General features: G+C 38.9%; 11 protein-coding genes and 1 pseudogene. 1 reads left to right on the top strand and 11 read right to left on the bottom strand.

What is annotated here, in order from left to right; all coding sequences use genetic code 11:
* Nucleotides 1-4 precede the first annotated feature (4 nt).
* The 3 genes from CJ263_RS12270 to CJ263_RS12260 form a co-directional block, all read right to left on the bottom strand.
* On the bottom strand, nt 5-649 hold the full coding sequence (locus CJ263_RS12270) for a GNAT family N-acetyltransferase (protein WP_094997539.1): 645 nt from the start codon (nt 647-649) through the stop codon (nt 5-7).
* A gap of 82 nt (nt 650-731) precedes the next feature.
* Nucleotides 732-950 carry a heavy-metal-associated domain-containing protein gene (locus CJ263_RS12265; protein ID WP_094997538.1) on the bottom strand — a complete coding sequence of 73 codons (219 nt, stop codon included), beginning with the start codon at nt 948-950 and terminating at the stop codon, nt 732-734.
* A 23-nt stretch (nt 951-973) separates the two neighbouring features.
* Nucleotides 974-3,232, bottom strand: coding sequence for a heavy metal translocating P-type ATPase (locus CJ263_RS12260; protein WP_094997537.1), 2,259 nt, complete (start codon nt 3,230-3,232; stop codon nt 974-976).
* A gap of 335 nt (nt 3,233-3,567) precedes the next feature.
* Between CJ263_RS12260 and CJ263_RS12255 the strand changes: the two genes are divergently transcribed.
* Nucleotides 3,568-4,833 carry a thiolase family protein gene (locus CJ263_RS12255; RefSeq protein ID WP_094997536.1) on the top strand — a complete coding sequence of 422 codons (1,266 nt, stop codon included), beginning with the start codon at nt 3,568-3,570 and terminating at the stop codon, nt 4,831-4,833.
* A gap of 131 nt (nt 4,834-4,964) precedes the next feature.
* Here the strand turns inward: CJ263_RS12255 and CJ263_RS21400 are convergent, their stop codons facing one another.
* The 8 genes and pseudogenes from CJ263_RS21400 to CJ263_RS12215 form a co-directional block, all read right to left on the bottom strand.
* Nucleotides 4,965-5,480 carry a PQQ-dependent sugar dehydrogenase gene (locus tag CJ263_RS21400; RefSeq protein ID WP_308423258.1) on the bottom strand — a complete coding sequence of 172 codons (516 nt, stop codon included), beginning with the start codon at nt 5,478-5,480 and terminating at the stop codon, nt 4,965-4,967.
* A gap of 3 nt (nt 5,481-5,483) precedes the next feature.
* Nucleotides 5,484-6,254: a PQQ-dependent sugar dehydrogenase gene (locus tag CJ263_RS21395; protein WP_308423257.1), complete on the bottom strand. Its 771-nt coding sequence runs from the start codon at nt 6,252-6,254 to the stop codon at nt 5,484-5,486.
* Between the two features lie 55 nt (nt 6,255-6,309).
* A complete protein-coding gene (locus CJ263_RS12245) occupies nt 6,310-7,647 on the bottom strand; it encodes an MBL fold metallo-hydrolase (protein ID WP_094997535.1) in 1,338 nt (445 codons plus the stop codon).
* A 119-nt stretch (nt 7,648-7,766) separates the two neighbouring features.
* Nucleotides 7,767-8,279, bottom strand: coding sequence for a DUF305 domain-containing protein (locus CJ263_RS12240; protein WP_240467933.1), 513 nt, complete (start codon nt 8,277-8,279; stop codon nt 7,767-7,769).
* Nucleotides 8,280-8,412: 133 nt separating this feature from the next.
* The gene (locus CJ263_RS12235) at nt 8,413-8,643 is read right to left on the bottom strand and encodes a heavy-metal-associated domain-containing protein (RefSeq protein ID WP_094997533.1); all 231 of its coding nucleotides are present in this window, start codon (nt 8,641-8,643) and stop codon (nt 8,413-8,415) included.
* A 406-nt stretch (nt 8,644-9,049) separates the two neighbouring features.
* A pseudogene (locus CJ263_RS12225) lies at nt 9,050-9,181 on the bottom strand (helix-turn-helix domain-containing protein); the annotation flags it as partial.
* A gap of 18 nt (nt 9,182-9,199) precedes the next feature.
* Nucleotides 9,200-10,069 (bottom strand): DUF4249 domain-containing protein, encoded by an 870-nt coding sequence (locus CJ263_RS12220; protein ID WP_229702449.1) that lies wholly within the window; start codon nt 10,067-10,069, stop codon nt 9,200-9,202.
* 5 nt (nt 10,070-10,074) lie between these two features.
* On the bottom strand, nt 10,075-12,477 hold the full coding sequence (locus CJ263_RS12215; RefSeq protein WP_094997530.1) for a TonB-dependent receptor: 2,403 nt from the start codon (nt 12,475-12,477) through the stop codon (nt 10,075-10,077).
* Nucleotides 12,478-12,605: the final 128 nt, after the last annotated feature.

The raw sequence follows: 12,605 nt of genomic DNA, 5'->3' as shown, positions 1-12,605 counted from the left end.
TTGATTATTTGGAATAGTCCTTCAACAGAAAATTCCAATGGTATCTTTTTAACAATCCTATGTACAAATAGAGTTTCAACTTTTGGGCATTCAATTTTTTATTGACTTTTATTGATGACGTATTGAAGTAGGAGACAATACTGTAAAGTTCTTCTACGCAATAGTTTTCAAGAAGTTCAAAGCAATGATAACGTAAGTAGGTAGCCAAGTTCTTACCTCTATACGCCTGAAACGTGTAAACATTCAAAAGGTAACCTTCCTTATCTTTTATTTTGAAGGAGCGGCCTTTAAACACAAAATCCTGCAAATCAACGAATAATAGGGCGGCAATCTCTTTCCCTCGCTTGAGACCGATACATATCTGCCCCATACTTAAATTCTGCTCTAATTCCTTGGTTGTAAGCCCCATGATGTTATTCATTATCCCAATCTCGTCCAAACCTATATAACATAATTCATAGTCTTTGAAGCTATCTCGAATCTCAGGTTTTTCGGCTCCATTTTTTATTTCCCTATACCAATAGTAGGGTGCGATGTCCAATCCTATCCGGGTCAGAGCATTTCTAAGGGTGAATAAAAATAGTCCATGGCGTATTCGGTGCCACAATAACTTCGTTTTATAGAATTTGCTTTTTTCCGCTACCTTCATTTTCTTTTCATTTGACTTAAGTCAGTACTGACAGAACGATATCTTTTAGATTGGATATAAATTTATTATAGGCGTTTGGTGATTAACGAACATCAACACTTTCCGCGCTAAACCCAATTTTCTGCAAAGTAGCTTTTACATCTTCTTCTGAAGCACCATCGCTTTCTATGGTCAAGATTTTATCAGCATTAGTAGTGTCCACTTCCCAACTTTCGACCCCTTCTTGTTTGTTTAAAAAGGGGGTTACTTTAGAGATGCAACCGCCACAATTGATATTTGTTTTGAATTTTATAGTTTTCATAGTATTTAAATTTATGATTAATCTTAAAGTTTTACTCGTTTAAGCCTTAAGCTATTTAGAACGACAGATACGCTACTGAATGCCATTGCTGCTCCCGCAATCATTGGGTCCAATAAGAACCCATTTATGGGATACAAAACGCCCGCCGCAATCGGTATTCCAATGATATTATATATGAATGCCCAAAATAAGTTCTGACGGATACCCAAAACCGTTTTCTTTGATAGTTCCAATGCTTTTGGGATGGATTGCAAATCTGAAGTTATCAAAGTCATTTTTGCAACATCCATCGCTATATCAGAACCTTTACCCATCGCAATACTCACATTGGCTTGCGCCAAGGCGTGGGAATCGTTGATGCCATCGCCAACCATAGCTACTATTTTTCCATCAGCTTGCAGTTTTTCTACAAAAGCTGCCTTGTCCGAAGGCATTACTTCGCCTTGGTAATTTGTTATTCCAACCTGTTGTGCTACTGCAGCTGCGGTCTTATTGTTATCTCCGGTAAGCATAAAGACCTCGATGTCTCTTTCTTGAAGCGTTGCTATGGCTTTCTTTGAAGTTTCCTTAATTTTATCTGCAATGGCGAGTATTGCCAGTACTTGTTCATCATTTCCATAGAATATGACTGTTTTTGCTTGCTCTTCGAGGCTTTCTGCTGTTTGCATTAAGGAAGCATTAATTTGAATATTTTTCTCAAGCATTAATTTATGGTTTCCCACATAGTATTGTGAACCATTTTTTGCTTGAGCTTTTACACCCATACCTGTAATACTTTCAAAGGAATCTATTTCAGTTTGTTCAATATCTTCTTCTTTCAAAAGGTTGACCACCGCTTCCGCCAAAGGGTGTTCAGATTGTGCTTCAATTGCTAAAAGAATTTGTTTGTATTTCTTCGTGTCTTTATTATTCTCAGACCAATGAATATCCGTCACTAATGGTTTTCCTTCGGTAATGGTACCCGTTTTATCAAGAATGACCGCATTCACTTTATGTCCTAGTTCTAAACTTTCGGCATCTTTTATTAGGATATTGTTCTCGGCACCTTTGCCAATCCCCACCATTATAGCCGTAGGTGTAGCCAATCCCAATGCACAGGGACAAGCGATAACCAATACTGCTACAGAGGTCAATAAGGCCTGCGAAAATGCATTATCGTCTCCTACCGACATCCAAACAATGAACGTAATGATAGATATACCCAAAACGATAGGAACAAATATTCCAGCAATTTTATCGACCAGTTTTTGAACGGGTGCCTTGCTTCCCTGGGCTTCCTGAACCATTTTGATGATTTGGGATAGCAAGGTTTCCCCACCTACTTTTTCAGCGGTAAATTGAAAACTTCCTTTTTGGTTTACCGTACCCGCAAATACTTTTCCACCACCTGATTTTTCCACGGGAACAGGTTCCCCTGTAATCATACTTTCATCTACATACGAGCTGCCTTTGGAAACTTCCCCATCCACAGGAATCTTTTCTCCTGGACGAACTAAAATAGTTTGACCTACTTGAACCGAGGAAATAGGAATTTCTTTTTCTTCCCCATGCTCAATGATTTTTAGTGTTTTGGGTTGTAATCCCATCAGTTTTTTAATGGCCGAAGAGGTGTTTGATTTGGCCCTTTCTTCCAATAATTTTCCAAGGGAAATGAATGTAATAATGACCGTGGCCGCTTCGTAATAGACGTGTGGTTCAATACCACGGCTCAGCCAAAATTCAGGAAAGAGGGTGTTGAAAACACTGAACAGAAAAGCGATTCCGGTACTCAAGGCGACCAAGGTATCCATATTCGCCTTCCCGTGTTTGGCCTGCTTGAAAGCATTGATGAAAAAGCTACGACCGAACCAAAATAAAACAGGAAAAGTCAATACCAAGGATATCCATTTTCCAGGTTCCCAATGCATAAAAAACATTCCCAAAATGAAAATGGGAAGGGTCAGAATCGCTGACCAGATAGTACGGTTTTTTATATCATAATAATGCTTTTGCCGAAGCTCCTCTTGTACCTCCGAAGGGTCTTCAGCATTTATGATAATGTCATAGCCCACCTGACGTAAAGCGTTTTGCAATTTTTCTTCGGTAACGTTCTCATCATAATCTACGAGTACCGAGCTGCTCGCAAAATTAACAATGGCATTATTGACACCTTCAGTATGCGACAGGATGGATTCAACACTTGATGCGCAGGCCGCACAAGTCATTCCCGTGACCGGAAACGATTTTTTGATATCTGATTTCTTGGTTTTATCCTTTTGCTCCAAAACAGTTGTGGTTTCCATGGCTTTATCTGAATTACTTTATGCAAAGTTCGGAATTGTTGCCGCCAACCGTGTTACGAAATTTGCTGAAAGAGTTGTAGAATTCTCGGAAGAAACAACTGACCATCGTGCAAAAATCTACATAAAGTTTTTCGCCTCTTGACCACAGGCCTCGACCACTCTTATCAATGGCTGTGACAGGTAAATAGAGTACTCCCTCTTTCCAGCGATAGTAGAAGTCTCTGCAAAGCTTTACTTGTTGCATTAAAAAGTTGCTTACATACAATAATCTTATGCTTTAATTATTTTTCATAGGACCATTTTTTCCTAATTTAAGGCTTAATAGAATTACTACTATGAAAAACTCTAAAAGTGAAATTTGGTTGATCGCCGGATTGAGAACACCTTTTGCAAAGGTTGATAAAGATTTTAAAGATAAAGATGCCCTTCACTTGTCTATTCCCGTTGTCCAGGAAATGATAAAAAGAGACTCTTTATCCCCCAATCTTTTTATTTGGGGTTCAGTAGCGCCAAATCTAGGTTATAGCAATCTTGCACGTGAGATACTTATGGATGCAGAATTAGATCAGAGTATTCCTGCGTTGACCACGATTATGGCCTGTAGCACCAGTATGATGGCAGCCATTGAGGCTGCTGGATTGATAAGCGAAGAAGAGGTTGCCTTGGTGGGCGGCGTTGAAAGTATGAGTCGGGTTCAACTTGGATTGAACCAGAATTTTTCCGACTGGTTACGGCGGTTGTTCCAAAGCAAGACCCTTGCGGATAAATTTTCAAAATTGAAAGATTTGAGTTTTGGGGATATACGTTTGTTTATCCCGAGTGTTACCAACAGAACTACTGGTTTGAGTATGGGCGAACATTCCGAAATTACCACAAAACGTCTTAATATTGATAGAGAGCGGCAAGATGAGATAGCCCTTAACAGCCATCAAAATTATATCAAAGGAAGAAATAATGGATTTTTTGATGATTTGATTTTATCGTTGGATGGAGTTGAAGAGGATAAGATTCCTCGGGAAAATACCAGTTTGGAGCAGTTGGCCAAACTCAATCCGGTATTCGATAAGGAGTCGGGCAACGGTTCATTGACTGCCGGAAATTCTTCCTTATTGACCGATGGTGCCGCAGGTTTATGGGTATGTGGTTCAAAGGCAAAAGAGAAATTTTCCGATGAATCCTATGCTGTTCAATTAATAGACTGGGAAATTGCCGCCGTAAATATTGAAAAAGAAGGACTGTTGATGGCCACTACATTTGCAATTCCCAGATTAATGGCCAGGCACAATTTACGCTATGATAATATAGATTTATGGGAGGTGCACGAAGCCTTTGGGTCACAGGTGGCTGCTAACGTTCAATTGCTTGAAGATAAAAATCACCTTAAAAAGGTGGGTGTTTCATTCGACTTTGGAGCGTTCCCTTGGGACCATCTCAATCCAAATGGAGGTAGTATTGCTATTGGTCACCCTTTCGGAGCGACCGGCGCAAGAATTATTAACCAATCAATCAAGGAACTGGCACAAATGGGACCCGGCAAGAAAGCGGTGGTCAGTGTCTGTGCCGATGGTGGACTGGGAACGGTGATGTTATTGGAATCCTGACTAATGTGTTTGGTTTATATCAGCGTATAAATAAAGGATACTCAAAAGATTTCTCAAATCCTTTACCGGAGGTTGTGCATCTTCCATAAATAAAAATACTTATTTAACGGCAAACCCCCATTGAGAATCGCTCACATACCGCGTTTACCGTCCCAACTGATTCTCCAGATGGTATTGGTCACATCATCGGTTATCAACAGCGATCCATCGGGTAGTATGGCGGCACCCACGGGTCGGCCATAGACCTCATCCTTTTTGCCGTCAACAATAAAACCGGTTAAAAAGTCTTCGGGTTTTCCAGTTTGCCCTCCATTCATGAATGGCACGAAAACCACTTTATAACCTGATAAAACCTGTCTGTTCCAAGAACCATGCTGCACGACAAAGGCACCGTTCCGATACTTGTCAGGAAAGGAATCGCCCGTGTAGAACGTCAATCCCAAAGATGCCGTATGGGAGCCAACGTTCACATCGGGCAGCAGTGTATTCTCCACTTGGGCCGAAGGCACCCATTTTACCCTTGGATCTTCATTTTGCCCATAGTACACATAGGGCCAACCATAAAATCCGTTTTCGCGGACACTGGTCAAATAATCTGGTACGAGGTTGTTGCCCAATCCGTCGCGTTCGTTGACCGCCGTCCACAAGTCTCAGGTAATGGGGTTCCAATCCATACCCACGGCGTTTCTTAATCCGGAAGCAAAGACCCTTAATACGGAACCATCGAGGTCGATCTCCAGAATGGCCGCCTTCATGAATTCGGCCTCGGCCCCTTTCTCCCCGACATTTGAGCCACTACCGACCGCTATGTATATTTTTGAACCGTCCATGTTGGCAATTATATTGCGTGTCCAATGTCGATTGGCCTTTCCTGCGGGCAAGATGGTAATTTTTTCCGCTCTTCCCGATAGTTGCAATTGACCGGGCTTGTAAGGAAAACGTAGCAATCCGTTGGTATTGGCCACATAGAACCAATCATCCAGCACAAGCATTCCGAAGGGTTGATCGAGTTCCTTTTCGAGAAATACGGCGCGTTCATCGGGAGACCCATCCTTGTCTACATCGCGGAGCAAGGTTATCAAGTCGGCACTGTTCTTAAAGCTTTTCGACTTTGATGCCCCGATGAACCATGCCCCGATTTTTTTCCAAAGAGGATAATTCGAATTGCTTTGCGCCACAAGTACATCGCCATTCGGTGTAACGTATATCCACCTTGGATTCTCAAAACCGTCAGCATATTTTGTAACGGTAAAACCTGGCGGGGCTTTAGGGGTCCTTCCATTTTTCCAGCCAATGACATTGCTATAGTTGGAATAGGATTTGGAGGCCGATATCGGCGGTAGCGAATCGACGGTCTGCGCATTTGTAGTTGCCAATACTAAGAGTGAAATGATTAAACCTGTAAAAAAACGTCTTCCCATGGCCATTTAAAATTTTGTCTTACATCTTCTGCCCATTAAAAACTTAGCTTCTTGGTTATTTGAATTTCTCAATAACTTCCCCTAGGTCATATACTTTTACGTCTTGCAATTCATTTGAAAGTATGCTGCTTCCGATCGCGCTTCTATATCCACTGCCACAATGGACAATAATGGGTTTGTCGTTAGGAATGTCCTGAATTGAATCCCTTAGTTCGTGTAGGGGTTGGTTCAGGGCACCGTCAAAAATTTTCTTTTTTCTTACTTCATCCGTATTTCTGACATCGACAATGGTGTAATTATCCAGATTTTGCACAAAATGCTTGAAATCCAATCGCTCGTTTTCGACAAAGCTTTTCTTCGAAAGGGTAATTATCGCCTTAAGCTGATTTTCAAACCCTATCTTCGCCACCCGCCGGGCGATGGTCTTTACACTTTTTGGAGAATCAACAACCAGATGAAATTCCTCATTTGGTTGGATTATAGTACCTAACCATGTTTCAAAAGAGGATGCTTCGCCACCCTGCATAATATTGATACTCTGTGGCCAATGACCTTGTTTAAACTCGTTTTCATCACGACTATCGACAATTAAGATATTTTCTTTTGGTGTTTCGGCATTAAGATGAATAGGGATTTTAGCGGTTGCCATATCAATCGATTCAACTTTCTTTTTGTTCATAGCTACATCATGTTTGAAATAGGCCGGTATGAATGGTTGGTCTTCAAGGAGTTCTTTGACAAACTCGTCTTCATTTTGATGGCCAAATGCCCAGTTATCCTTTCGCTCCCTACCTAATGTGCTACTGCTATCTGCCGACATGCTTTTGCCGCACAGGGATCCCGCCCCGTGGGCGGGGTAAATAATGGCCTCATTCGGTATTTTTTTGAATTTAGTTCGAATTGTGTTGAACATTTCACGGGCCAGTGCTTGCTTTTTTTGCTCTTTGTCATTTTCATTTCCGCGCAGATCCGGGCGTCCGACATCCCCGATCAATAAGGTGTCCCCCGTAAAAAGTGCAACCTCATTTTCATCTGTGGCAAGAATGGAAATACTATCGTATGAATGCCCAGGAGTATTTATGGCTTCTAGTTTGGTATTGCCCACGAAAATGGCACTGTTCCCATCAAAACTTTCGAAAGGGTATTCAGCTTCCAATCTGCTGCTGTTATAGATCGTGGCACCAGTTTCTTTGCTAATTTGCCAATGTGAGCTTACAAAGTCTGCATGGGAGTGGGTCAATAGCACAACTTTGATCTTAGCATTTTCTTTATGCGCAAAGTTATAATAGTGCATCGGGTCGCGATCGGGATCGATTATCGCCATCTCCCCTCCGCTCAGCAGTACGTATGAATAGTGGGAAAGTGGTTCATATTCAAATTGCTGTATTTTCATAAAAATTTTATGCGTTTATAATTTAACGTCCGAAATGCCTTCGTTTATTCTCCTGTATTTTCGTTTTTTCCTTTCGAAAGTAAAAACTGTTATTACCTCCTGACATTCACTTTTCCGTATCAGTCAAGGTTTGTTGTTTCTTCGGTAAGCGATCCTTCAAATTTGGGAAGCGGACGCTTTTCCTTTTCTTCTTCTGTTTCTACTATCCCATTTTCCTTGATATCGTTAATCAACCATTGCATTTCCATTATTTCCCGACGCTGCGCTTTGATGATTTCATCGGCGATTTCCCTTACCCTGATATCTTTTATTTGAGATCGTTCACTAGTTAGGATAGCGATGGAATGATGAGGAATCATACCTTCCATATAATCAACACCGGTAACCGTAACCTGACTCCTGACCAGCCATATTCCGCCTGCAATCAGCAAAACGCCCAATGCCAGGATGGCAATATTCTTATTGCGGTCTTTGTACATTTGTAGCATATACAGCAGCATGATAATAACCATGGACCCGCCCATGATCAACGTCATAAAGAACCTGGTTTCACTATACCAGAAGTGATCGATAATCTGATAGGAGTGCGTGTACATTAAAAAGAACATCGCGACCATTGAGGTGCCAATCATTGCGAAGAACTTTAAATACTTATCTGTTTGTTTTTCCTTGTTTTCCATCGTAAAATTGTTTTTTGGTTATTATTAGAATTTCAATTGATTGTAGCTATCATACAAATTACCGCATAACTATATAGGCATTGTTTTAGTTTTGTTCAACGCTATTCATAGGTTGTATTTTATATTGACCGTCGGTATTTTTCAAGGCCTTTTGCAAATTTTCCAAAGGCACTTCAAATTGAGATTCAACCGTCGCTTCGGCATCTTTCAAATCGACCGATACATTGGCTACTCCTGCGACATTTAGAATTGCTTCTTCTACATGGGTTCTACAGCCGTTGCATGTCATTCCTTTTATTTCATACTTTTTTTTCATGACGTATTTTATTTTAGTTTCTTTCGTGAAACCGGAAATTTTCCGATTTCGTAAGTATTTATTACCTTTTAATAGTTTTCTGCACGCCAACGGCTTTCATAATTTTTTCGCGAAAAAGAATTTATCACTTTTGCCAACAGGCGATAACCAATTTGGTTATTCTATTTATGGTTTTGAGTTATTCTTTTGTGCTACACCAAACCATTAAATAAGAACGTGCAAATGGACATTAGTTAAAAATAAAGCTTACAGTAAAGATCATTTGTTTCTAAAAAAACAAACATTGACCCATTTGAAATTGGGACATTTGTTTCAAAGCAACCAATATGAGGGCTCCTTTGGAAGCTTATCGTAGAAATTATATATCATCCAACGATTTCCTGTTCTTATCTATACTATTTTTAAATTATGAGGGAGTCATTCCCGTTACCTTTTTAAACTGGTTGCTTAAATATGCTACACTGCTATAGTTAAGTTTAAAAGCTATCTCGCTCAAGCTTGATTTATGGTACACCAACAACTCCTTTATACATTCAATTTATTGGTTGATGATTTATTACTCAACGAAAGTATAAACCTCATTTACAAATTCTGTAATCCTAAAGTACCCAAACGCATAATTATCAGGGTTTTCTAAATTTTTATAATTGCCCCTTAGCCTTGTTGGAACAGTTGCAAAAGGATCTCCTGCATTATCAGATTGTTCTATTAATCTATGTAAAAAATCATAGTATTCTTCGGATATGCCATATAGGTTTATGTCCACCATATCTCCAGGCAAAATTTCGTCTTCCGCATCCGCTTCATCTTCTTCGTATAAAAGGGACATTTCATTACCATTTGTAAACTCATCAGACATTATTTCTCTTGTCGGAAGCAGATCTTCTCCTTCTAAAAAGGTGATGTAATAAAAATTCACTTCATTTGCTGGATCATTGAAGTATATTGTGAGATCTAACTCTTCTGGGTCCGAACCGAGTTCACGAGATTGCTCTATTCTATCTATTTCTGGGACAGGCATTAATGTTTCTTCAGCAGTATAGGTCTCATTATTATAAATTACCTCTAAGTTATAGGTGTTGTTAATCATTGGTTCGAAATCTGAGGTTGTGTAACGACCATCTTGTTGGTCTTCAAAAATAAATATATCGCCATTTGTGATGTTTTCAACTCTGACTGATGCACCTGCTACAGGGTTTGGTGCTGTATCATAATAAGGTGTGGTAAGGCTCAGTTTTATGGTTTGATTATTTCCTAAAGTACCTTTTTCCCAACCTATAGATGCTTCAATAACCAATCGTGGAGATTCGGTAGGTACAGATAGGTCTATAGCTTCTGTACAAGAAAAAATAATAATGCTTAATCCTAAAAGGCTTACAATTTTAATCTTATTTTCTATTTTAAATATATTTTTTAAGGACATCATGTTTTTTAAAATTTAAAGTTATAGGTTACTGAAGGAATAATGCCAAATATTGTAGTTCTCAAGGCTTCGTTTACTCCAGTGTTATAGTCTTGGTTAAATGATATGGAGGCTGCATTTTGCCTGTTATAAAGGTTATAAATACTAAATACCCACTCACCTTTCCATTGCTTATTGGGATTACGGTTGGGCTTATAGGTCGCTGAAACATCTAACCTATGATAAGCAGGTAGCCTGTCGGCATTTCTTTCATTATAAATTACAACAGAGGATCCGTCATATTCAAATTGCCCGGTTGGATAGGTGACTGGACGACCGGTTTGGTAAATAGCATTTGCACTAAATTTCCATTTATCTGTTAATTTATAAACTCCTGTAATAGAAATATCGTGTGTACGATCAAAAGGTGCATTGTACCAATTACCATTATTGATTCCAGGGCCTCCAGCATTTCCGCCAAAAGAACGTTGCTCAGATTTAGCCAATGTATATGATAGCCAGCCTGTAAAACGCCCTTTATTTTTTCTGAGCATTAATTCTAAACCATAGGCTCTTGCCTCACCATTCAAAATTTCGGTTTCGATTGTATTATTCCCAATTAAATCCGCTCCGTCAATGTAGTCAATACGATTATCTGTAGTTTTATAATAAGCTTCGGCTTCAAATGAATATGCATTGCCATTGAATTTCTTATAATACCCTAAAGCATATTGGTTAGAAAGCTGAGGTTTAATATAGGTCCCACTAGGTGTCCAAACATCTAATGGGGTAACAGATACCGTATTAGACAGTAGATGTAAATATTGTGCTGTACGTGTGTAACTTCCTTTTATTGAAGAGTTGTCTGTTAGCAAGTAAGACAAGCCTAAACGCGGTTCTAAATTTCCAAATTGTTTAATTGTTTGGCCTTTTGAATAAGCTGTTTCTCCTATGGCTTCGCCATTTTGGTAGATGCCTAATCCTTGGTTATAAACTACTGGCTGATTATTTGCATAATTTGTGATGGCCTGCCCGCCCAATCGGTTGAATGTACTGTAGCGCAAACCATATCTTGCAGTAAACTTATCTGTAAGTTTATGTTCTACACTGGCATAAGTCCCTGCTTCAAAAGCTCTTTTTTGATCTAATGTCAATGGATTAATAGGAGAGGTTGGCGTTGAAGGCATAATTTCTCCTGGATTTAGATTATAAGAAATGCCACTTAGTCCAAAATCTATTTTTAGTTTATCACTTGCATAATATCCAAAATCGTATTTTAAGTTATAATTTGTGATGTCAGATATCCAATCCAGTTGTTCAAAGTCCAGTATTATCTGATAATCGTATTTACTATATATAAGCGATAGGTTAGAGAATAGCTTATCATTGAAAACATGATTCCACCTAAGATTTGCAGAGATGTTTCCGTAATTACTATTTATTAAACGTGAAATATTAAAAACATCTCGCCCAAAATAACTGGACAGATATATTTTATTGTTTTCATTAATTTCATAATTGGTTTTTAGGTTTACATCGTAAAAACTAATATTACTATTTGCCAAATCGTCCATCAAACCAGAAAAAAGCTGAGCATAAGTTGTTCTTCCTGCTAAAAGAAAAGAGCCTTTCTTTTTGAATAATGGTGCTTCTACTGCAAGCCTACTTGAAATTAATCCAATACCTCCATTGAGTTCAAGCCGCTTATTGTTACCGTCTTTTTGCCTTACATCTAAAACTGAAGCTGTCCTTCCGCCGAATTTAGCAGGAATATCACCTTTATAAAGTTTTACATCTTTAATTGCATCGTTATTAAATACAGAAAATAATCCAAAAAAGTGAGACGTATTGTAAATGATGGCTTCATCTAAAAGCACCAAGTTTTGGTCTACTGCTCCACCTCTTACATTAAAGCCTGCTGAACCTTCTCCATTATTTGAAACCCCTGGCAAAAGTTGTATGGTTTTAATAAGATCTACTTCGCCTAATACAGCAGGCACTAATTCAATTGTTTCTGCCTTTAAGGTAACAACTCCCATTTGTGGTTTTCTTACATTTAGATTTTTTACGCCTTCATCTGCTGTAATTACGACTTCATCAAGTGTGCTAGGATCTTCTTTAATTTCAATGTTGAGTTTTGTGTCTTTATTAAGAAACACCTCTTTTTGTATTTCTTTGTATCCTAAATACGAAACAACCAATGTGTATTTTCCTTCTGGTGCTGTTATGGAGTAAAAGCCATACTCGTTTGTGGTGGTGCCTATGGTGGTGCCTTTTAAATAAATCGTTGTGCCAAACATGGCTTCGCCGTTTGACTCATCGCTAATGGCTCCTCTCAAGGTGTATTCTTCTTGGGCAAATAGCATGCTGTTAATTATGATGAAAAATAATGGTAAAAAGGATTTCTTGATTGATTGACTTAAATGTTCCATATATAATTTGATTGTTTTAAAATAGATTCTTTTTGTAATGTCTAAAGTTTTGATTGAGTTTTACTCTTGGCCGAGATGCAAACCAGTCTTTGTAGAAGATATTATGAAGACTATGATTATCTTATTAC

The organism is Maribacter cobaltidurans (assembly GCF_002269385.1).
Classification (GTDB): domain Bacteria; phylum Bacteroidota; class Bacteroidia; order Flavobacteriales; family Flavobacteriaceae; genus Maribacter; species Maribacter cobaltidurans.
The sequence above is the reverse complement of the archived record's forward strand: the minus strand, read 5'-3'. Positions and strand labels throughout refer to the sequence as shown.